This window comes from Buchnera aphidicola (Anoecia oenotherae), assembly GCF_005080765.1.
Classification (GTDB): Bacteria; Pseudomonadota; Gammaproteobacteria; order Enterobacterales; family Enterobacteriaceae; genus Buchnera_E; species Buchnera_E aphidicola_AB.
Genome location: NZ_CP033012.1, coordinates 253,487 through 276,154 on the forward strand (window position 1 = coordinate 253,487; position 22,668 = coordinate 276,154).

Annotated in this window: 17 protein-coding genes and 1 pseudogene; 11 read left to right on the top strand and 7 right to left on the bottom strand. The window is 22.2% G+C overall.

Going from position 1 to position 22,668, the window contains the following annotated elements:
• Positions 1-71 precede the first annotated feature (71 nt).
• The 6 genes and pseudogenes from purB to lipA all read left to right on the top strand — a co-directional run bounded on the left by purB (position 72) and on the right by lipA (position 7,561).
• On the top strand, positions 72-1,442 hold the full coding sequence (gene purB / locus D9V65_RS01045; protein ID WP_158341740.1) for an adenylosuccinate lyase: 1,371 nt from the start codon (positions 72-74) through the stop codon (positions 1,440-1,442).
• 401 nt (positions 1,443-1,843) lie between these two features.
• Positions 1,844-2,619, top strand: a pseudogene (locus tag D9V65_RS01050) (enoyl-ACP reductase).
• A 242-nt stretch (positions 2,620-2,861) separates the two neighbouring features.
• Positions 2,862-4,811 carry an exoribonuclease II gene (locus D9V65_RS01055; protein WP_158341741.1) on the top strand — a complete coding sequence of 650 codons (1,950 nt, stop codon included), beginning with the start codon at positions 2,862-2,864 and terminating at the stop codon, positions 4,809-4,811.
• A 373-nt stretch (positions 4,812-5,184) separates the two neighbouring features.
• Positions 5,185-5,829 (top strand): YchE family NAAT transporter, encoded by a 645-nt coding sequence (locus tag D9V65_RS01060; RefSeq protein ID WP_158341742.1) that lies wholly within the window; start codon positions 5,185-5,187, stop codon positions 5,827-5,829.
• 93 nt (positions 5,830-5,922) lie between these two features.
• A complete protein-coding gene (gene lipB, locus D9V65_RS01065; RefSeq protein WP_261978542.1) occupies positions 5,923-6,546 on the top strand; it encodes a lipoyl(octanoyl) transferase LipB in 624 nt (207 codons plus the stop codon).
• Positions 6,547-6,655: 109 nt separating this feature from the next.
• Positions 6,656-7,561, top strand: a complete 906-nt coding sequence (gene lipA, locus D9V65_RS01070) for a lipoyl synthase (protein ID WP_158341743.1) — start codon at positions 6,656-6,658, stop codon at positions 7,559-7,561.
• An 816-nt stretch (positions 7,562-8,377) separates the two neighbouring features.
• On the opposite strand, the gene yciA is transcribed toward lipA, so the two are convergent.
• From yciA to trpD, 6 genes are all read right to left on the bottom strand, one after another.
• Positions 8,378-8,788, bottom strand: coding sequence for an acyl-CoA thioester hydrolase YciA (yciA, locus tag D9V65_RS01075; protein WP_158341744.1), 411 nt, complete (start codon positions 8,786-8,788; stop codon positions 8,378-8,380).
• Between the two features lie 189 nt (positions 8,789-8,977).
• Complete coding sequence (locus D9V65_RS01080; protein ID WP_158341745.1) at positions 8,978-9,748, bottom strand: YciC family protein; 771 nt, start codon at positions 9,746-9,748, stop codon at positions 8,978-8,980.
• 167 nt (positions 9,749-9,915) lie between these two features.
• Positions 9,916-10,737 (bottom strand): tryptophan synthase subunit alpha, encoded by an 822-nt coding sequence (gene trpA, locus D9V65_RS01085; RefSeq protein WP_158341746.1) that lies wholly within the window; start codon positions 10,735-10,737, stop codon positions 9,916-9,918.
• Positions 10,724-11,929 (bottom strand): tryptophan synthase subunit beta, encoded by a 1,206-nt coding sequence (gene trpB, locus D9V65_RS01090; protein WP_158341747.1) that lies wholly within the window; start codon positions 11,927-11,929, stop codon positions 10,724-10,726. Before trpB ends, trpA begins: the two co-directional genes overlap by 14 nt.
• Before the next feature lie 36 nt (positions 11,930-11,965).
• Positions 11,966-13,333, bottom strand: coding sequence for a bifunctional indole-3-glycerol-phosphate synthase TrpC/phosphoribosylanthranilate isomerase TrpF (gene trpCF, locus D9V65_RS01095; protein ID WP_158341748.1), 1,368 nt, complete (start codon positions 13,331-13,333; stop codon positions 11,966-11,968).
• Between the two features lie 8 nt (positions 13,334-13,341).
• The gene (gene trpD, locus D9V65_RS01100) at positions 13,342-14,346 is read right to left on the bottom strand and encodes an anthranilate phosphoribosyltransferase (protein ID WP_158341749.1); all 1,005 of its coding nucleotides are present in this window, start codon (positions 14,344-14,346) and stop codon (positions 13,342-13,344) included.
• A gap of 361 nt (positions 14,347-14,707) precedes the next feature.
• Between trpD and D9V65_RS01105 the strand changes: the two genes are divergently transcribed.
• Together D9V65_RS01105 and D9V65_RS01110 are read left to right on the top strand one after the other, a co-directional pair.
• A complete protein-coding gene (locus D9V65_RS01105) occupies positions 14,708-15,613 on the top strand; it encodes a DMT family transporter (protein WP_158341750.1) in 906 nt (301 codons plus the stop codon).
• Positions 15,614-15,697: 84 nt separating this feature from the next.
• Complete coding sequence (locus D9V65_RS01110) at positions 15,698-16,420, top strand: pseudouridine synthase (RefSeq protein ID WP_158341751.1); 723 nt, start codon at positions 15,698-15,700, stop codon at positions 16,418-16,420.
• A 903-nt stretch (positions 16,421-17,323) separates the two neighbouring features.
• Here D9V65_RS01110 and D9V65_RS01115 read toward each other — a convergent pair.
• On the bottom strand, positions 17,324-18,109 hold the full coding sequence (locus tag D9V65_RS01115; protein ID WP_158341752.1) for an inositol monophosphatase family protein: 786 nt from the start codon (positions 18,107-18,109) through the stop codon (positions 17,324-17,326).
• A 226-nt stretch (positions 18,110-18,335) separates the two neighbouring features.
• Between D9V65_RS01115 and rlmN the strand changes: the two genes are divergently transcribed.
• From rlmN to glyA, 3 genes are all read left to right on the top strand, one after another.
• Complete coding sequence (gene rlmN / locus D9V65_RS01120) at positions 18,336-19,385, top strand: 23S rRNA (adenine(2503)-C(2))-methyltransferase RlmN (protein WP_158341753.1); 1,050 nt, start codon at positions 18,336-18,338, stop codon at positions 19,383-19,385.
• A 559-nt stretch (positions 19,386-19,944) separates the two neighbouring features.
• The gene (gene hisS, locus D9V65_RS01125; RefSeq protein ID WP_261978543.1) at positions 19,945-21,222 is read left to right on the top strand and encodes a histidine--tRNA ligase; all 1,278 of its coding nucleotides are present in this window, start codon (positions 19,945-19,947) and stop codon (positions 21,220-21,222) included.
• A 91-nt stretch (positions 21,223-21,313) separates the two neighbouring features.
• Positions 21,314-22,573, top strand: coding sequence for a serine hydroxymethyltransferase (gene glyA / locus D9V65_RS01130; protein WP_158341755.1), 1,260 nt, complete (start codon positions 21,314-21,316; stop codon positions 22,571-22,573).
• Positions 22,574-22,668 lie beyond the last annotated feature (95 nt).

Here is a 22,668-nt window from a genome sequence, read left to right on the forward strand (position 1 = left end):
TATTAATAGAAAATAGAAAAAATATATATATATATTAATTATAAAACTGTGAGAATAGGAGAAAAGGTATTATGGTATGTAAATCATCCTTGTATTCTATTTCCCCTTTAGATGGAAGATATAAAGATCAATTAAATGAAGTGAGAAGTATTTTTAGTGAGTATGCTTTTCTAAAAAATAAATTGTTTGTAGAAGTGAGTTGGATTAAAAATTTATTAAACATTAACAAAATACTTAATATTAATTATTCAAAAAAAGAAGTATTTAGTTTTTTAAACGATATTGTTATAAATTTTAATGAAGCAGATGCTTGTGAGATAAAAAAAATAGAAAATGTTATTAAACATGATGTAAAGGCAGTAGAATATTTTTTACGGAACAAATTGTTAAAAAATCAGTATTTTTGTCATATAATTGAATATGTTCATTTTGGATGTACTTCAGAAGATATTAATAATATTTCTTATGGACTTATGATAAATGAAGTTAAGAAAAATATTTTTCTTAGTTTTTGGATAAAAATTGCTAAATTTATCAAAAACTTATCTTTTAAATATAAAGATATATCTATTTTATGTAGAACACATGGACAACCTGCTACTCCGTCTACTTTAGGAAAAGAATTTTTTATATTTTATATGAGGATAAAAAAACAAATATATCAATTAAAAAAAATTAATATTTTAGCTAAATTTAACGGAACTACTGGAAATTATAATGCTCATTATTTTGCTCATCCAGAAGTTAATTGGATTAAAATTAGCCGAAGGTTTGTAACTAGTTTGGGATTAGAATGGAATCCCTATACTGCTCAGAATGAACCGCATGATTATATAGCAGAATTATTTCATTGCATTATAAGATTTAATAATATTTTATTAGATTTAAATCGAGATTTATGGATGTATATTTCTTTTGGTTATTTTAAACAGAAGCTAATTGACCAAGAAGTTGGATCATCTATTATGCCACATAAAATTAATCCGATAAATTTTGAGAATTCTGAAGGAAATATAGGTTTAGCTAATTCATTAATGGTATATATGTCTGAAAAATTACCAATTTCTAGATTACAAAGAGATTTAAGTGATTCAACAGTATTACGTAATATAGGAGTGGCAGTTGGTTATTCCGTTCTTGCTTACTCTTCTTTTTTACTAGGATTGAATCGAATAACAATTAATATAAAAAATATAGATAAAGATTTAAATAATAACTGGTCTATTTTAGCTGAACCGATTCAAACTATAATGAAAGCTCATAGAATAAAAAATTCTTATGAAAAATTAAAAACTATGACAAGAGGAAAAAAAATTAATAAAGACATTATTCATAATTTTATTAAAAATTTAAATTTACCTCACGATATAAAAATGAAATTACTTAATTTAACTCCTAAAAATTATATAGGGAAATCTTCGATTCTTGTAGAAAATATATAATATTTATATATTTTATTTTTTTATATATAAAAAATGAGTATTTAAAATATATATATAAAATTAAATATATATATATGAAGTATAATTTAATTTTTGTTATAAACAATAAACATTTTTTTAAAAAAAATAATATATAAATATAAAATATTTTTTCTAATTTATAGAAAAATTACAAAAAAAGTTTTTATTAATATTAAAAATTAAATTTTATTAAAAATGATTTAAATAAATTATTTTTTAGTACTGCATGTATATTACAAGAATTAATATTTTAATTTTATAATTATTTCTAATTAAATACTAGTTAAATTTTTTAAGATCATAAATAGTATTTTGTGTTTATAGAACAAAAAAATTTTGTCTATTCGATAACTACCGAACACTCATTGAGAAAGATATAAATGAAATTGCTGTCTGGAAGAAAATTTTTGATTACTGGTATTAAAAATAAAAGATCAATAGCATTTGGAATAGCTAAAGTTATGAAGTCGCATGATGCTAAATTAGCATTTACTTACCATAATAGTTTAATAAAAAAAAAATAAAAAAATTAATTACAACAATTGATTCAAATATACTATTACGCTGTAATGTCGGTGATGATGTTAGTATTAATAGATTAAAAAAAAATTTGTCTTTATATTGGAATTCTTTTGATGGAATAATACATTGTATTGCTAAAGCTAAAAAATCTGAATTATCTGGAGATTATATAGAATCCATAACTAGAAAAGGTTTTTATATAGCTCATAATATAAGTTCGTATAGCTTTGTAGCTTTAGCAAAAGTATTTAGAAATATGTTAAATACATATTCTTCTTTAGTGACTTTAACTTATATAGGATCTAACAAAGTTATACCTAATTATAATGTTATGGGTATTGCAAAGGCTTCTCTTGAAGCTAATGTAAAATATATGGCGTTTTATATGAAAAAAAATTTTGTTCGAGTAAATGCCATTTCAGTACCACCCATTGTCACTCTTTCTTCTTCAGGAATAACAGGTTTTAGAAAAATATATAAAGATTATGTATCTTCCTCTATTAAAAATAATATTGTTACTTCGCATGATATAGGTAATATAGCTGTTTTTTTGTGCTCTAAATTATCTTCTTCAGTTACAGGTCAAATTATTTATACTGATAATGGGTTTAGTGAATTTTCTAACTATAAATAATAACGATTATATTTTATAGATGATTTTTTTAAGGATATATTTACAAATGCATTATATAGGTAAAAAGTATTTTTTTAAAAAATATCAATTATTACAATTAACATTAAATTAATAATTTTTTATATATTAATAACATTATTTAAATCGAAAAAAATAGTATATATATACTATATTTACATGTTTTTATAGTAAATAACGTATTGTATGTTTTTAACAAATTCTAAAAAAATTAGGTTTTACATATGTTTTATAATAATCCATTATTAGTCCAATTAAAGCAAAAATTACATAACAAAGCAACCAGAGTTGAAGGAATTATAAAAAGTACAGAAAAGGGATTTGGTTTTTTAGAAGTTGATTCTGCTGTTAGTTATTTTATTCCTCCATATCAAATGAAAAGAGTGATGAATGGAGATCGTATTATAGCTAAAGTAAAATTAGAAAAAAACAGAGAAATAGTTGAACCAGAAAAATTAATAGAACCTTTTCTAAAAAAGTTTATTGGTTGTTTTCAAAAAAAACATAATAAATTTTTTATTATTCCAGATTATCCATACTTAAAGACACCTATTATTTGTTCTTATAGTAAAAAAATTGTACCTTCTTTTGAAGATGGAGATTGGGTTATAGCTGAATTAGTACAGCATAAATTGCGGGGAGAATCTTGTTTTAGAGCAGAAATAATTGATTTTGTTTCTAAAAAAAATAATGCTTTTTTGCCTTGGATCGTCACATTAAAACGTCATAATTTAGAAATAAACGAACCATTAATGAATGATTCTGATATTGCATTTGATTATTCTTTAACAAGAAAGGATTTAACATCTTTAGATTTTTTTACTATAGATAATTCGTCTACGAAAGATATTGATGATGCTGTTTATATAAAAAAAACAAAAAAAAATAATTTTCTTGTTATGGTAGCAATAGCTGATCCTACTGCGTATATTCTTGAAGGTAGTAAATTAGACAAAATAGCTTTTAAAAGAAGTTTTACTAATTATTTACCTGGTTTTAATATACCAATGCTTCCTAGAAAATTAGCCGAAGATACATGTTCTTTACATCCTTATTTAAAAAAGCCCGTGTTAGTTTGTGAAATGCAAGTTGACAGTAATGGAAATATATTAAAAAAAAGTATTATGTTTTTTTTAGGATGGATAAAGTCTAAAGCAAAGTTAGAATATGAATCTGTATCTAATTGGTTGGAAAAAATAGATGGTTGGGCTCCTCAAAATCATTTGATTATGAAGCAATTACTGTGGTTAAAAGAACTGTGTTCTACTCGAATACAATGGAGAAAAAAAAATGCTTTAATCTTTAAAGATAGATCGGAGTTTAGATTTTATTTTTCGGAAGATAAAAAAATTCAAAAAATTGTATTAGAAAAAAGAAGAATAGCACATCGAATTATTGAAGAGGTAATGATTCTAGCTAATATATGTGCAGCAACTATTTTATCTCAAAAAATAGGTTATGGAATATTTAACACTCATAAAGGTTTTGATAAGAAAAGTACAGAACAAGTTTTAGGTATTTTAAAAAAAATTAATATTCATTTTAGTGAACAAGAAATTAATTCTTTTGATGGTTTTTGTAGAACAAAAAGAATGTTAGACAGTTGTTCTAATGATTATGTTGAAAATCGTATTCGTAGATTCCATACTTTTAGTGAGATAAAAAATGTTCCGCTACCTCATTTTGCTTTAGGATTAAGAGAATATGCTACTTGGACTTCTCCAATAAGAAAGTATGGAGATATGATTAACCATAGATTATTAAAATCTATTTTTTTAAAAAAAATAGTAAAGAAACCATCAGACAAAATTATTTCTTTAATGAGTAATAGAAAAAGAAGGTATAAAACCGCTGAAAGAGATATTATAGAATGGTTATACTTTTTATTTTTTTATAGTAATTATGATAACGATACTATTTATAGTATGGAGATTGTTAATCTTACAAGAAGCGGTATAAGAGGTAAATTAACAGAGAATGGAGCACCAGTTTTTTCACCTATCAGTTTTTTAAATATTTCTAAATATGATGTTATATGTAATAAAGAAGAAGGTATTATGTACTATAGAGGAAAAGAAATATATAGAGTATCGAATTTTTTAAAGGTTAGAATATCTGAATTTAATGAAACAACAAGAAGTATTTTAGTAAAGCCTGTTTTAGAAAAAAGATAATAGTGTTTAAATTATTTATCATAATAAATTTATGAATAAAAATACAGAATAATATTCATATATATTGTTCAAAAATACTTAATTAAAAATCTATTGTATGAGAAATATACATAGAAAAATTTAATATTATTTTTTGAATAAATATAAATAAAAAAAAACGTGTTTCTATATTATATATAAATGTATATATATATTTAATTTATTTTCTATATAGTTTAATTGTTTTTAATATAGCAGATAAAAATTTTAAACGTTTTTTTTTAAATTAATATTTATAGTATTTAAAAATAAAATTTTTATATAAAAAAGTTTTTAGAACGTTAATGTAGTTTTATTTATTTATTAAAGATATCAGTTTTTATAAGGATTAAATATGAGTTTTTTTACGTTTGATACTTCTATTTATATAAAATTTTTTGCAAATTTATTAGCTTTAGTTAATCCGATAGGTATGATTCCAGTATTTATGAGTATGACTTATAATTATTCTAAAGAAAAAAGAGATAAAACAAATTTTATTACTAATATCTCAGTATTTTTTACTTTATCTCTTTCCTTATTATTTGGTAATTGGTTTTTGAATTTTTTTGGTATTTCAGTTAATTCTTTTAGAATTGCTGGTGGTGTTTTATTAATAATGATAGCTATGTCTATGGTGAATGGAAAATTTGTTGAAACTACGCAAGAAGAAAAAAATAAACAGATAAAAGTAGATAATAATGATATTGCAGTAGTACCATTAGCTATTCCATTAATAGCAGGTCCTGGAGCTATTAGTTCTACTATTATGTGGTCTTCTAAAAATCATGAAACAGAAAGTTCAATTATTTGTATAATTTTAATTTTTATTTTTTGCTTGTTTTGTTGGATATTGTTTAAATTTGCACCTTATATAGTTAATAGTATTGGTAGTTCAGGTATTAACGTTGTAACCCGTATAATGGGGTTATTATTATTATCTTTAGGTATTGAATTATGTGTTAAAAGTGTAATATTTGCTTTTACTAAAATAATATAATAATATTAATAGTAAATTAATTTTAATATATTTCATGTTATTTATTTTTTTAACAAAGATAGAACTTATATCTCAGTAAATAGGAATGTATTTTTGTTTAGTAAACATGTTACATATCAGGATATAGGTTTGACGGTTTGGAAAGATACGTTTTGTAAAATGTATGAATATACAAAACATAGAAATTGTTTTACTAAAGATCAAATATGGTTTACAGAACATTATCCTGTTTTTACTACTGGTCCAACTGGATATAAAAAAGATTATTTATTAAAAAATAATACGATTCCTGTTTTTTATAGCAATCGTGGTGGAAAAATTACATATCATGGACCAGGTCAACAGATTATTTACTTTCTTGTGGATTTGAAGAGGTATGAATTTAGTTTTCGCATTTTTGTCACCGCAGTAATAGACATAGTATTAAATACTTTAAAAAGATTAAAAATTAACGCTTATTTTAATAGAAAAAATCCAGGTATATATGTAAAAGAAAAAAAAATATGTTCTTTTGGTTTTAGAATAATTAAAGGATGTTTATTACATGGGATAGCTTTAAATATACAAATGAATTTACATCCATTTAGTTTGATTGTTCCATGTGGAATAAAAAACATTGTTATGACACAAGTTTTTAATATAAATCCAAATATTACTTTTAATATGGTAAAAAATATTTTAATAGAAGAAATGTTGTTTTTTTTTAAAAAGATATAGAATATTTATTCTATCTTAAGGTTAAATATTTTATTTGATTTTTTCGTTTAGAAAAAGTGTTTATTATTTAATAATGTTTTATTTATATTGAATATAAAATTATAAATTTATGCAAAAAAAAAATTATATACCTATTATAAAAGAAATAAAATATGTTAAAAATGTATTAAAAAAACCTAATTGGCTAAAGATAACGCTTCCTTTGAATTATAAAAAAATAAATATTATTAAGAAAAATTTAAGAAATAATAAGTTACATTCAGTATGTGAGGAGGCTTTATGTCCTAATATGCATGAGTGTTTTAATAATAATACTGCTACTTTTATGATTTTAGGTTCTGTTTGTACTAGAAAATGCCCATTTTGTGCTGTAAAAAAAGGAAGACCAACTATTCCTGATATTTTAGAGCCGGAAAAGCTAGCAGATGTAGTAGTAAAAATGAATTTAAAGTATGTAGTTATTACTTCAGTGACTAGAGATGATTTAAAATATGGTGGAATTGAACATTTTGTAAAGTGTATACAAGAAATAAGAAAAAGAAAAAATATTAAAATTGAAATTTTAGTTCCTGATTTTAAGAATTGTCAAAATAAAGTGATAGAGTATTTAGGTCTTTCTTTACCTGATGTCTTTAATCATAATATAGAAAGCGTTCCTAGATTATACAAAAAAATTCGTCCAGGAGCTGATTACATTTCGTCTTTGAATTTATTAAAAAAATTTAAAAAAAAATACTCTAATATTGAAACAAAGTCTGGCTTAATGCTGGGATTAGGAGAAAATAAAAAAGAAGTTTTAGATGTTTTGTATGACTTAAGAAATAATGGGGTTACTATGTTAACTCTAGGACAATATTTACAGCCATCATCTTTGCATTTAAAAGTAAAAAGTTATATTACTCAGTTTGAATTTAATTTTTTTAAAAAATTTGCTTTATCTATTGGATTTAAAAATGCTTTCTGTGGTCCATTAGTACGATCATCTTATCATGCTTATGATCAACAAAAAAAATAAGTGTTATTATAAAAAAATATATATACGGTAAAAATGTATATGAAGTGATATGTTAGTTTTAAGTCTTAATATAAATACATATAGTATAGTTTTTTACATAATAAAATTAATTCTTGATAGTTGTATTTAATATAAGTATTAAAGCTAAATGTATTGTTTAAAAAAATTTTTTTGATGTTTTTTATAATAAATACATAATTGTACTTAATAAAAACAATTGCTTATAAATAGATATATATTTATTTGTACTTTTACTTAATATAAATATTTTTTTAAATATTAAATTAAATATACAGTAATACTGATAGAGTTAATTTTAATTAAAAATTATAAATATTTAGTTAATACTGCTGATGTAAATATAAATATGTTTTAAACGGTTTGTATAAAAAAATAAATATGAAATAGTTAGATTTATAAATCTAGAAAAAATTTTTTTTTTTCAATTATAATAAAATATTAAAATAGTATTAGTATATTTTTCGCATTTTTATTTAATTTAAATTTGATTTAATTATTATTAATAAATAGTTTTTTTTTAAATTTTATGTATTTAACTAGTGTTATAAATGTTTTATTTATTTCATAAAATTATTTTTAAAATTTTTTAATTAAAAAATAAATAAATTTTTATTTCTTAATTATAATTGATTTTAGAACTAATTATTTTTACAAAAATTAATTAAATTATTTTATTTGTATTGTTAAAAACAAATAAACTTTTTTTAATTAAAAAAAAAACAAGTAAAAACGTATGAGATTGAATTGATTAATTTTTTTTCTAATCGAGTATTTTATATTTTTATAGATTTTATATTATAAAATACTTAATAGAGGAATAGTTCTAGGTTTTCCTTGATTGTTTATTGCAACATATACGATTGTAGCTTTAGTAGATAAATAATATTTTCCAATAGGGGGATTGCATATTTTTTTAATCCATACTTTAACTTTAATAGTAATAGAACTATTTCCAATTTTTACTGGTTGAGCGTAACAATGAATTAAATCACCTACTTCAATTGGTTTTAAAAATATAACTTTGCTAATTTTAACTGTTACAACGTTACCCCCTGTTATTTCTTTAGCTAAAATAGCTCCTCCAATATCTATTTTACTTACTATCCATCCACCAAAAATTTTTCCATTGGCGTTGGTATGATAAGGCATCGATAAAGTTTTTAAAACTAGCGTAGTATTAAAAATTTTATAAATTTTTTCTTTCATAAAATGTGTATATTTTCCGTATTATAAATGTTATAGAAGAAAACGGTTTTTTAGAGAAAATTATAAAATTAATAGTATTTTATTATAAAAGTAAATTCATTAAAATAAAAAACTATTAATAATAGAAAAAAGTGTATTTATTGATTAACAGTTTAATGACATATATATATATATTATATAAATAATTGTTTAATTGTTTTTTGATTCTGTGTCTAATTTTTGTAATGAATAAAAACGATATAATATTATATATAGTATAATGTATGAAAAATTATTAGCAGAATGCATTATTAAAAGATAAATATTATTTGAATCATTAAAATCAGATAGTAGCGTAGATACTATTAAAGAAATATAAATTTTTATATAAGAAAACAACATATTAGAAAAAATTATAAAAAATATATGGTTTTTAGATATAAAAATACTATTTTTTATAGAATAGAAAATGTTTTTCTTATTAAAAAATAATATAACAGGAGATAATAGTAACAATAATTGAAGAATCATTCCAGGAAGCATGAATATCATTGTTCCTAATGCTATTAACATATGATTTAATACTTGTAGCATAAATAATGGTAGTAATATAGAAGTAGATTTTTCTGTAATAGAAAAAAAAGAACAATGTTTTTCTTTGCATATGAGATAAATTGTAGACAAAATGGTTCCAATTAAAATTGCATTATATAAGGAATGTAGTACTAATTTAATGATAAAAATTATTATAAAATGAAGTTTAGTTTTAAAAAAAAAACTATCAGTAACTTCAGGAAAGTTATCATTATTTTTTGTAAAATATGAGTCATGGTATGTATCGGATATGAACTTTAATATTATATAATTATGAAGTTCTATGATAACTGAAGAAGTTAATATAGATACAATTAAAAAAATTGTAAAGTTTGTTCTAAGAAAGTAAAATGCATCTTTAAACAATTGTGTTTTTTGTACAGACATAAAGCATTCCTTATAATAATAGATATGCGTTTTATCTATATTTTGTAAAAAATGAAATATTAAATTAGGTTTTTTTTTTAGAAAAGATGTATGAGTGATTATTATATTAAGCACCTTATTTTAATAAAAATAAATGTTTTATATATAGATATATACGATATATTTTTTTACTTTTTATATATAGTAGTTTTTTTAAAAGAAGATAGTAATGTATGCATTTTTTTAAAAATAAGATGAGGTTTTTTTTCATACAGATGTTCAATTATTGAAATAATAGCTGATCCACAAACTATTCCAGATACTTTGTTTTTTAACGCATATTCTATGTGTTCTATTTTAGAGATACCAAATCCTTGTATTAAGGGTGTAGAAGTATATTTTTTAAGTTTTTCAATTGTTTTTAATATAGATGGAGTATTTAAAGTTTTGTTATTTCCAGTTACACCTGTTCTGGACAAAAGATAAATAAATCCTGTCGCTAACATAGATATCTTTTCTAATAAATCTTTATCTGCATCAGGAGGACACATTATGATAAAATGAATTCCATATAATTCTGCTGTTTTTTTAAAGTATTGATTTTCTTCTATTGGAACATCTGGAATAATAACAGAATCAATTCCACTTACATAGCACTCGTAAAAAAAGTTCTGTATTCCTTTTTGATAAACCATATTTGCATAAATCAATATTCCTATAGGAATTTTTTTAAAAATATTACGTATGTTTTTTATTAAAAAAAAGCATTTTTTTAGTGTAATATTAGATTTTAAAGCACGAATATTTGCTTTTTGAATTATTTGACCGTCTGCTAATGGATCAGAAAATGGTATTCCTAACTCTAAGGCATGAGCTAATCTTTTTTTTAAAATAAAGTAAATAATTTTGTATGATAATTTTAAAGAAGGATCTCCAATGGTTAAAAACGGTATTAAACATCTATTATTAGAAGAATGTAATTTTTGAAATAAATATTTATAACGTTCCATGAATATTTTTTTCCTTTCTTTGTACAATATTATTAACAGTCATAATATCTTTATCTCCTCTACCTGATAGATTAACTATAATAGTTTGTTTTTTTTTAGGTTCTTTTTGCATAATTTTTAACGCATAAGCTATAGCGTGAGAAGATTCTAAAGCAGGTATTATTCCTTCTTTTTTAGATAATAGTAAAAATGCATTTATAGCTTCTTGATCTGTTATTGAAACATATTTCACTTTTTTATTAATTTTTAGCCAAGCATGTTCTGGACCAACAGATGGAAAATCTAATCCAGAAGATATAGACCACGAGTTGTTTATTTGTCCTTCTGGATTTTGTAATAAAAACGATTTCATTCCAAAATAAATTCCTTTTTTTCCACATGTTAATGTAGCTCCATGTTTGTCGGTATTAGTACCAAGTCCAGCTGGTTCAACTCCAATTAAAGATATAGATTTTTTATTTATAAATTCAGAAAATATGCCTATAGCATTAGAACCTCCTCCTACACAGGCAATAACATAATCAGGGTATTTTTGTTCTTTTTCTAATATTTGTTTTTTAGTTTCTTTTCCAATGATTTTTTGAAAATTTTTAACTATTGTAGGGTAAGGATGAGGACCAGCTGCTGTTCCTAGCATATAATGAGCCTTTTTATAGTTTTCAGACCAATCTCTCAAAGCTTCGTTACAGGCGTCTTTTAAAGATTTTGATCCATGATTTACTGGTATAACAGTAGCACCCATCATTTTCATTCTTAATACATTTAAATGTTGTTTTTTTATATCTTTTGAACCCATGTAAATACGGCATTTTAAGTTTAATAAAGAGCATATAATAGCTGTAGCTACTCCGTGTTGTCCTGCTCCTGTTTCTGCAATAACTTCTTTTTTTTTCATTTTTATAGTTAGTAAACCTTGACCTAAAACCTGGTTTGTTTTATGTGCTCCACCGTGTAGTAAGTCTTCACGTTTCATATAAATTTTAGTATTCGTTCCATAGGTAATGTTTTTACACAGGGTTAGAGGAGTAGGTCTTCCTGCGTAATTATGTAGTAAATCATATAGTTTATTTTGAAAAATTACATCATTTAAAGAATCTACAAATGTTTTTTCTAACTCTAATAAAGCTGGAACAAGAACTTGAGGAACATACATACCTCCAAATTCTCCAAAGTAAGAATTTAACAGCGTCATAAATAACCTTTATATATTTATATAGGTATAATTGTATTATTGATAATAGCGTAATTTTTTAAATATAGAAATCATTTTTTTCTCATCTTTAATACCTGCTGTTTTTTCAATTCCAGAATTAAAATCTAATCCAGAACAGCCTAATTTAGAAGCAGAAAAACAGTTTTTTTCATTTAATCCTCCTGCAATAATAATATTACTTAAGTCAATATTTTTTAAATAAGACCAATTAAAGGTTTTACCTGTTCCTCCTTTTCCATTATCTAAAACGTAACGCGTAACATGTTTGAAGGATATTTTAGAGGTAATTGTAGTAGAAACTGATACAGCTTTCCATATTTTAATACCATGCGGTAAATGTTTATATAAAGTATCAATATAGTCTTGTGTTTCATTGCCGTGTAGTTGTATTGCAAAAATAGGTAGATTTTTAATTAAAGAAATAAGATTAAAAATAGGTTCATCTTGAAATACTGCAATATATTTTAAATTAGCACTTTGTATAATATTATAAGCTAAATTTTTAGATACATATCGAACAGATGATTTTTCAAAAATAAGTCCTCCATATATAGCTCCAACTTTATAACTTGAGATAGCGTCTTTTTTATTAGTTAAACCACATATTTTATTTTTTCCAAATATTATACTTTTTATTTTTTGGTTTAAATTAGTAGATTTTATTAGAGAGGATCCAATAAGAAATCCGTTGACTATCTTACTAAGACTACGAACTTCTTTGTAGGTAGAAATTCCAGATTCACTAATGATTATTTTTTTTTTGGATATTAAAGGAGCTATAGTTATTGTTTTCTGAATATCAACAGATAAATTTTTAAGATTTCTATTATTTATTCCTATGATATTTGCTTTTAAATAATTAGCCCTATTTAATTCCTCAGTATTGTTTATTTCAGTAATAATTCCCATATTTAATTTTTTAGCAATCTTAGATAAAATAGCATATTGATGATCGTTTAATATAGAGAGCATAAGTAATATAGCATCTGCTTTATAATATCTTGCGAGAAAAACCTGATAAGGATCTATAAAAAAATCTTTAGATAAAATAGGCTGATGTACTAGTTGGCTAGCTTGTAATAAATATTCAAATTTTCCTTGAAAATATTGTTCATCAGTGAGAATAGATATAGCTGTAGCATACGTTTTGTATTCGTTTAAAATAGAATGTAAATTAAAATTAGAGTTTAATATTCCACATGTTGGAGAAGATTTTTTACATTCTAAAATAAAAAAAGGATGATGTTTTTTTAATGATTCTTCAAAATTTTTATTAGATGGTACAACAAAATTTTTAAATTGAGTTAATGGTTGACGTAGCTGTCTTTGTTTTATCCATTTTTTTTTGTTATGAATAATTTCTTTTAGTAAATTTTTTTGCATTATTTTCTCTATTTATTTTGTTTAGAAATAGAAATCACATGATTATAGACTTTTCCACTTTGAATAGCATGTAATGCTAAAGATGTATTTTTTTTTAAATTAGAATATCCAAAAACTTTTAAAACTATAGCAACATTTGCAGCTATGATCTGTTCTATGGCTAAATTACTTTTTCCTTTTATAATATTTTTAATGATATCAGCATTTTTACTTGTATTTCCTCCTATAGCAAAGTTCTCGGAATGTTTTTTAATACCAAAGTCTGTTGGATTCAGTTCATAGAATGAAATATTGTTATTTTTTAGTTCAGCCACATAGGTAGTATCATGAAGTGTAACTTCATCAGTACCAGAACTATGTATAACTATAGCATGTTTATATTTAAAAAATTTTATGGCATTAATCATAGGTATAATAATGTTCTTACTGTATACTCCTACTACAATTAAAGGAGGTTTAGCTGGATTGAGAAGAGGTCCTATAATATTAAATATAGTTTTTGTTTTTAATCTTTTTCTTATTTTAGATATACGTTTAAAAAAATTATAATAATGAGGAAAATACAAGAAGCATAGGTTAAATTTATCTAGTAGATGCAATGAATTTTCAGGAGAAGAATATAAATTAATTTTAAAAGAATCAAGCAAATTAGCAGACCCACTTAGTCCGGTTATATTTGTGTTACAGTGTTTAGCAATTTTAAATCCGCAAGAAGATGTTACAAATGCACTAGTTGTAGAAATATTAATAGTATTGGATTGATCTCCTCCAGTTCCAACAATATCAGCAAATAAATATGTTGGTTTTAAAAACGGTTTAGAATATTTTAAAATTTCTTTAGTTGATCCTATAATTAACTCATATAGGTTGTTTTCCTCTAGATTCATAGAGCTTAATATAGAAGACAATTGTTCAGAATTAAATTTATCTAATACTATATTATGAAATAAATTATAAATTTCATTTTGATTTATATATTTAGAATTTAAAATTTTTTTTATTTTTTTATCCATTAGTTTTGATATGAATTATTTTTAATTGTTGATTAGTTGATTGATAAAGTTATTTAATAAGTAATATTCATTTATATAATTAAATATTAATTTAAATACAGTTTAATTTTTGTATACCTTATTTAAAGTAAAAATAATTTTATTTTTATATGAATGTTGTTTGAATAAAAAAAATATTTGTATTGAAAATATTACTAAATTTTAATAAAAATCTATGTTTTGCAATTTTTATAAATTTAAATTTTGTTTAAGTTTATAAATAAAGAAATACTATTTTTGATAAATTTTTTCATTAATCAAAAACAAAAAAACTGTGTTATTTATTGTTTAATGTTTTATTTTATAGATAAGGAGTATAAGTATGTTAAAAAAAGTAATGTTAGTGTTATTATTTATAACTGTAGCTTTTACGTTAGGTACAACTTGGATAGCTATGAAAATAATAGTGTCGACAATACCCCCTATTTTTGCTACAGGTATGCGATTTTTACTTGTTTCACCTTTATTAATTGGATTATCAATTTTTAATAAAGCACCTTTTTTATTTCCAAAAGAGCAAAGATTATTTCAATTAATTATCACTTTATTTTATTTTTCGATTCCATTTTCTTTAATGCTATATGGAGGTATTTACGTAAATGCAGGATTAGCAGCTTTAATATTTTCTATGATGCCAGTAATGGTATTAGTTATGTCAATCATTTTTTTAAAAGAAACAGTTAAAGACGTTCAAATTATTGGTTTGTTTATATCAATAATATCTTTTTTTACAGTATTATTTTATGAAATTTTATACGGTAAAAAAAACTCTATTTATGGAATTATAGCTATAATTATTTCCTTAATTAGTCATTCTATAGTTTACGTTCAGTGCAAAAAGAATTATAGTCATTTATCTGTTTTAACTTTTAATACAATTCCTTCATTATTAACTGGTGTTTTATTAACAATAGTATCTTTTTTTTATGAAAAACCAATTATTCATAATTTTTCCTACAGTTCTATGTTAGCTTTGTGGTATCTTGCTAATTTTTCTGGATTTTTTGGGGTTTTGTCGTATTTTTATCTACAGACACAAGTAAGTGCGTTTTTTTCTTCTATAATTTTTGTTATTTTTCCTATTATAGCTTTAATTATAGAATATTACATGTATAATATTTTATTTTCAACACAGGAATTATATTTGATAGTAACATTGGTACTAGGAATAGTATTGATTTTTATTCCTAAGAACATTATCAGAAATAGAAAAATAAACTTTATTTAAAAAAATAAATAAAAGTCTAAATTTTTCAGTTAATTTTGATTAGATATTTAATTTAATTTATTTTCTGTTATTATACTATTTATAATGAAAAAAAAAATACAGAAGTTAATTGCACATTTAGGATATGGTTCACGACGTAAAATAGAAAGGTGTATACTAAACCAAGATATTTTAGTAAATGGAAAAATAGTAACAATAGGCGATAGATATGATTGCAAATCTATAAAACGATTAACTATTCGTGGAATAGACATTAGTTTAGATAAATTGTCAGTTATAGACGCTCGATTAATTTTATATAATAAACCAGAAGGAGAAATCTGTTCAAGATTTAATTTCTATGATAATAGTAGTGTATTTAATAGACTTCCTGTACTAAAAAATAATCGTTGGATAAGTATTGGACGATTAGATTTAAATAGTAGTGGTTTACTATTATTTACAACTGATGGGGATATAGCACACAGATTTATGCATCCTAGGTTTAAGATTAAAAGAGAATATCTTGTTCGGGTTTTCGGACAAATAAATGAAAAGAAATTAAGCATGCTAAGTTCTGGTATTAAGATTCAAAATAGATATTGTAAGTTTAGTAGTATAGAATGCGTAAAAAGAAAAAAAAATATGTGGTTTAAAGTATCTCTATATGAAGGAAGAAATCGTGAAGTTAGACGTTTATGGAATGCTGTAAATGTAAAAGTTAGTAGGTTAATTAGAATAAGGTATGGTGATTTTGTTCTTCCTAAAACATTACCTGCTAAGAAATGGATTGAGTTAAGCTTAGATAATTCAGTTTTTTCAAAATAAAACATTATAAAATTTATTCTTATATATGTAAATTGCTAATATTTTTTATTTTTTGTACTAAACATGTTAAAAAAATAAAAAAAGTATACAGTTAAATTCAAATGTATTTTAATTTATAAATTGATTTAAGAAAAATGATTTGTAAATTAATTAATAAAAATATGAATTTTATCATATAAATAAAATATTTTTTATACGGTAAAAATAATGAAAGATATACATATATATATATATTGAAAAAATATTAAATTTATATTTAAAATATTCAGTGTGTATATTAAAAAGTAAAGATATTGTATCTATCTAAAATAGACAAATAATTAATTAAGTATTAAATTATGAATAAATTATAAACTATATATGAAATATATATAGTTATATATTTATAATATTTAAATATATAACTTAAAAAATTCAATATATTAAATTAATAATTTATGTATTAATGTAGAATATGTATAGTTTTTAACTTTAAAGTTATATTTTTGTTCGAAAGTATATTTTAAATATGTATATATATATGTGTATGTAATTTAGATTTTAAAATTATATTTTTATTTAAATAAATTTGTAAATTTTTAGTTAATATTAAGTAAAGGTTATTTTTTGAATATATAGTAATTACTTTATTTTATAGTAATGTTTTATATTTTATTATTTTATATATAAGTTATATGTATTGTGACGTTTTATATAAATTTATTTTTAATAAAATTTAAATAATTTATTATATATATGTAATTCTAAAAGTATAAAAAAGTATAATTTTTTTTAGATTAAAAATTAAAATTTAACAAAAATAGTTATAGTTTAAATATATATATATATATAAAAAAAAGTTTTAAATAACAAAAAAATGATTTTTAATCACATCTTATTAAAGATTTATAGATATTTTAATTTTTAAAATCTTAGTATTTCTTCTATTATTGCTATGGATTTAAAGTTTCCTAACAAAGATAGTTTTTCATTGTTACATATATTACTAGCATTTATTGACTTTATTAATCCCCCTGATTCTCTTATTTGTAGTTCTCCAATATAAAGGTTATAATTTTTTTTGTCGAAGTTAAATAAACATGTTATTTTACCAGCTGCAACATATGCTAAATCTAATAGGAAGGAACCGGAATTTCTAATAATAATTTTTTTTAAAATTAATTTTTCTAAAATTTGAGTGTAATAGGTTAACATTTTTTTATTAAAATTAGAAGGGTAGTGCATAGAAACAATTAAATTATTATCATTCATATCAGAACCAGAACAACGCATACGGTATCCGTTTAATTGTGATCCTTGTCCTTTTACAGAAGTAAATAGATCATTTTTTATTGGATCATAAATTACTGAAATTTCTATTTTATTTTTTATAATAATCGATATTCCAATACAAAAATGAGGGATATTGTTAATAAAATTTTCCGTTCCATTTAATGCATTAATAATCCAATAAACATTTTTTATATTTAATTTTGTAGGAGTAAATTTGTTTTTTAATAAAATATGGTTTGGGTAAGATTTTTGTATAGTAAAAAAAATGTTTTTTTCTAACATGTGAATCATTTTTTTTACAATATATATAATGTTTTCTTTTTTTTCTTTTTCTAATTTTTTTCTATCATAATTTTGTAGAAGAAAATTTCCGTTTTTTCGTATAGCTCGAATAGCTATGTGCAGTATTGGGTGCATTTAATATCCTTTTTACATTTAAATAACAATTTTATATTTTATAAAAAATTATTGTATAAGGTATAGATAAAAGTAGAACACAATATAATATTAAATATGTTTACTTTAAATTTTGTATTTTAAATTTGTGTAATGCCAATTTTACATTGATATTCAAAAAATTAGAATAATATTTATATAATAATTTTTACAAACTCTCTATTTATTTTTATTAATTAAAATATTTATGATAAATAAAATTAATCTACTAGATTTTGATAAGCAAAAAATGCATAGTTTTTTTCTCAGTATAGGAGAAAAACAATTTCGTGTGAATCAGATAATGAATTGGATATATAAATATTATTGTAACGATTTTAACAAAATGACAAATTTAAATTTGTTGTTGAGAAATAAACTTAATAATATAGCTTGTATATATAGTCCTAAATTTTCAAAAGAACAAATATCTCTTGATGGAACTATAAAATGGAGTGTTGAAATTGGTAATAAATTCATTGAAACTGTTTATATTCCAGAAAAAAAAAGATCTACCATATGTGTTTCTTCGCAAATAGGTTGTATATTAAAATGTAAATTTTGTTCTACTGGATATCAAGGATTTAATGGAAATCTATCGGTTTCTGAAATAGTTGGTCAAATATGGAATGCCTCAAGAATAATAAAAAATCAAACTGGTAAAAAAAATACTTCTATTACTAATATTGTTTTTATGGGAATGGGTGAACCATTATTAAATATAAAAAATTTAATTCCAGCATTAAAAATCATTACAGATAGTTCTTCTTTTAATATTTCTAAAAGACGAGTTACTGTTTCTACTTCTGGAATTGTTCCTGGGTTAGAAATATTAAGAAGCGCAATAGATGTTAATTTAGCTATTTCATTGCATGCATCGAATGATAAAATAAGAAATTTAATAATGCCTATTAATAAAAAATACAGTATTAAATCAATTTTATCTGAAGTAAGAAAATATTTAAAAACGTCTACAGCTAATCATGGAGGAGTTACAGTAGAATATGTCATGTTAAAAAATATTAATGATTCTTCAAATAATGCAAAAGAATTAGCAGTATTATTAAAAAACACACCTAGTAAAATTAATTTAATTCCTTGGAATCGTTTTATTGGAACCAATTATGAAAGTAGTTCATATAATACAATTGAAAATTTTTCTAAAATATTAAGAAAGAAAGGATTTATTACTACTATACGAAAAAACAGAGGAAAAGATATAAAAGCAGCTTGTGGTCAATTAGCAGGAAAAGTATAAATTATAGTAAAATATAAATATTTTTTACTATAGAAATTATTTTAGAAAAATAGTTATTTTAATAGTTATATAAAAATATATGATAATTATACTATTAACAATAGGTATGTTTTATATAGGATTGTTAATCAAAATAATTAGTTATTTATAAATAAATTATTATAAGATTTTATTAAATTGTGCGTTTTATATTTATGATTTAAAGATATAAAACGTAAAATTACCAGTAAATGTTATGGTATAGTATCTATTTTTATAGATGTATAAATTTAATATAATATTAATTTTCATTAAAAATGATAGATATATATATATCTAAGTAAAACACTTATTATTATTAAAATAATTAAAAAATATATACAGTTAAGTTTTAAATTTATTTTGGTGTATTTGAATAGCGTAATTTATATAAATATTGTAAAAGATAACGTCTAGAAAAAATTTTAGTTTTTTTTAATGTTAAATATTAATATTTTGTTAATTTGTTTAATATAAAAATTTGTTAAATAAATACAATATGATAAAATAATTTTATTGAGAATCAATTATTTTAAACATAGTGAAAAGTATAAAACAGTCTATTAGAGGATGTTCTGATTATTTACCAGAATATATGAGAATTTGGAGATTACTAGAAAGAAAAATAATAAAAGTTCTCAATAGTTATTGTTATAATGAAATTCAATTTCCAATAATTGAAAATACAGAATTATTTCAACGAACTATTGGATTAAGTACTGATATTTTACTTAAAGAAATGTATAGTTTTAAAGATAAAAAAAACAATAGTATTACTTTAAGGCCTGAGGGTACTATTGGATGTGTTCGTGCAATTATAGAGAATAAATTAAACAGTATTACTGAAAATAGGTTGTGGTATGTTGGTCCTATGTTTAGGTATGAGCGACCTCAAAAAGGAAGATATCGTCAATTTAATCAATTAGGTATTGAAGTATTTGCAATTAGTGAACCAGAAATTGAATTAGAATTATTAATGATATTTTCTCATTTACTAGATGATTTAAATTTATCTGATTCTGTTTATTTAGAAATTAATTCTATTGGTTCAAAATATACTAGACGTTTATATATAAAAGATTTAGTCATTTTTTTAAAAAAATATGCAACAGAGTTAGATGAAGATTCAAAAAAGCGTATTTATACTAATCCATTAAGAATACTAGATACAAAAAATAAAAATATTCAACATTTACTTAAAGAAGCTCCAATAATTTTAGATTATTTAGATGAAAAATCAAAAATTCATTTTGAAACATTGTGTTCGCTAATGAATAAATTCAATATAAAATACAAAATTAATACTAAATTAGTACGTGGATTAGATTATTATAATGATACTGTTTTTGAATGGAAAACAAATGTTTTAGGATCTCAAAATACAGTTTGCGGAGGTGGAAGGTACGATACTTTATTTCAACAAATAGGTGGACAGTCGACAAGTGCAGTAGGATGTGCTATAGGAATTGAAAGATTGATTTTATTAATAAAAAAAGAATCTCTATTTTTAAAAGATGTTTCATTATTTACAGACATTTATTTATTTTTTTTAAAGAAAGATATATATTTTATTGTTTTAAAATTAGCAGAAAACATACGAAAAGTTTTTCCTACACTAAAAGTTAAAATTGATTTTTTAGTTGGAAATATTAGTAATAAATTAAGAAAAGCGAATAAATCTAATACTACAGTAGCTTTAATATTCGGTAAAAAAGAAATTTTTACAAAGACAGTTTTAATTAAAAATTTAAAAAATAACGTACAAATGACTGTATCTAAAAAAGAGTTAATGCACCATTTAAAAAAAATATTTTTTTAAAAAAATATATTTTTACTAATATTTATAATTTTTTATTACAAATAATATTTGATAAGAGAATTAGTTATATATTGAATATATAGAGAAAAAAATGATTATTACAAGTAAACTAAAAATTAATGATTTCGATCTATGGAAAATTATAGAACAAGAAAAAATAAGGCAAGAAGAGCATATAGAATTAATTGCATCTGAAAATTATGCAAGTGTTTCTGTTATGCAGGCACAAGGATCTTGTTTGACAAATAAATACGCTGAAGGATATCCACATAAAAGATACTATGGTGGATGCGAGAATGTTGATAAAATAGAGTTATTAGCTATACAACGAGCTAAAGAATTATTTGATGCTGATTATGCTAATGTTCAACCTCATTCTGGATCTCAAGCAAATTTTGCAGTATATTCTACTTTATTAAAATCAGGAGATTTAATATTAGGATTAGCATTAAGTCATGGAGGTCATTTGACTCATGGATCTAAAGTTAATTTTTCAGGAAAAATCTTTAATTCTATTGAATATGGAGTTAATGATGCTGGTTTTATAGATTATTCTAAATTAGAAAAAATTGCAATTAATTATCGACCTAAAATGATTATAGGTGGTTTTTCTGCTTATTCAAGAATATGCGATTGGGAAAGAATGAGATTTATTGCTGATAAAATTAGCGCTTATTTCATAGTAGATATAGCTCATATTGCTGGTTTGGTAGCAGCTAAATTATATCCTAATCCTATTCATTATGCTCATGTAGTAACTAGTACTACTCATAAAACTTTAGGTGGACCACGAGGTGGTTTAATTTTATCAAAAAATCAAACAAAAAGTTTTTATCATGCAATTGATATGTCTGTTTTTCCAGGAAGTCAAGGTGGTCCACTAATGCACGTTATAGCTGCTAAAGCTATTGCTTTTAAAGAAGCAATGACACCTAATTTTTTATTATATCAAAAACAAATTTTAATAAATGCACAGTATATGTCTGAAATTTTCATTCAAAACAATTTTAATATTGTATCTAATGGGACAGAAAATCATCTATTCTTAATAGATTTAAGTGCTAAAAAGATTACTGGTAAGGAAGCTGAGTATTGTCTTGGTTGTGCTAATATTATAGTAAATAAAAATAGTGTTCCAAATGATACAAAAAGCCCCTTAATTTCTTCAGGTATTAGAATAGGAACAGCTGCTATAACGCGTAGAGGATTTAAAGAAAAAGAATCTAAATTAGTATCTTATTGGATGATAAAAATTATTAATAATATAAATAATAAGAATAAAATTGATGAGATAAAACAAAAAGTAAGAAAACTATGTTTATTATTTCCAGTATACGATTATACAACATAAAATATTCTATTTTAGAGATAAATAATTACTTATCATTTAAAATGATAAAAATAATTTTATAGTTAAAATATTAAGTATATATAATATATATATAT

Bases quoted from the DNA above. Each gene is read 5' to 3' on its own strand.
- purB (WP_158341740.1), top strand. From the start codon at position 72: ATGGTATGTAAATCATCCTTGTATTCTATTTCCCCTTTAGATGGAAGA.
- D9V65_RS01055 (WP_158341741.1), top strand. From the start codon at position 2,862: ATGTTTTATAATAATCCATTATTAGTCCAATTAAAGCAAAAATTACAT.
- D9V65_RS01060 (WP_158341742.1), top strand. From the start codon at position 5,185: ATGAGTTTTTTTACGTTTGATACTTCTATTTATATAAAATTTTTTGCA.
- lipA (WP_158341743.1), top strand. From the start codon at position 6,656: ATGCAAAAAAAAAATTATATACCTATTATAAAAGAAATAAAATATGTT.
- yciA (WP_158341744.1), bottom strand. From the start codon at position 8,788: ATGAAAGAAAAAATTTATAAAATTTTTAATACTACGCTAGTTTTAAAA.
- D9V65_RS01080 (WP_158341745.1), bottom strand. From the start codon at position 9,748: ATGTCTGTACAAAAAACACAATTGTTTAAAGATGCATTTTACTTTCTT.
- trpA (WP_158341746.1), bottom strand. From the start codon at position 10,737: ATGGAACGTTATAAATATTTATTTCAAAAATTACATTCTTCTAATAAT.
- trpB (WP_158341747.1), bottom strand. From the start codon at position 11,929: ATGACGCTGTTAAATTCTTACTTTGGAGAATTTGGAGGTATGTATGTT.
- trpCF (WP_158341748.1), bottom strand. From the start codon at position 13,333: ATGCAAAAAAATTTACTAAAAGAAATTATTCATAACAAAAAAAAATGG.
- trpD (WP_158341749.1), bottom strand. From the start codon at position 14,346: ATGGATAAAAAAATAAAAAAAATTTTAAATTCTAAATATATAAATCAA.
- D9V65_RS01105 (WP_158341750.1), top strand. From the start codon at position 14,708: ATGTTAAAAAAAGTAATGTTAGTGTTATTATTTATAACTGTAGCTTTT.
- D9V65_RS01110 (WP_158341751.1), top strand. From the start codon at position 15,698: ATGAAAAAAAAAATACAGAAGTTAATTGCACATTTAGGATATGGTTCA.
- D9V65_RS01115 (WP_158341752.1), bottom strand. From the start codon at position 18,109: ATGCACCCAATACTGCACATAGCTATTCGAGCTATACGAAAAAACGGA.
- rlmN (WP_158341753.1), top strand. From the start codon at position 18,336: ATGATAAATAAAATTAATCTACTAGATTTTGATAAGCAAAAAATGCAT.
- glyA (WP_158341755.1), top strand. From the start codon at position 21,314: ATGATTATTACAAGTAAACTAAAAATTAATGATTTCGATCTATGGAAA.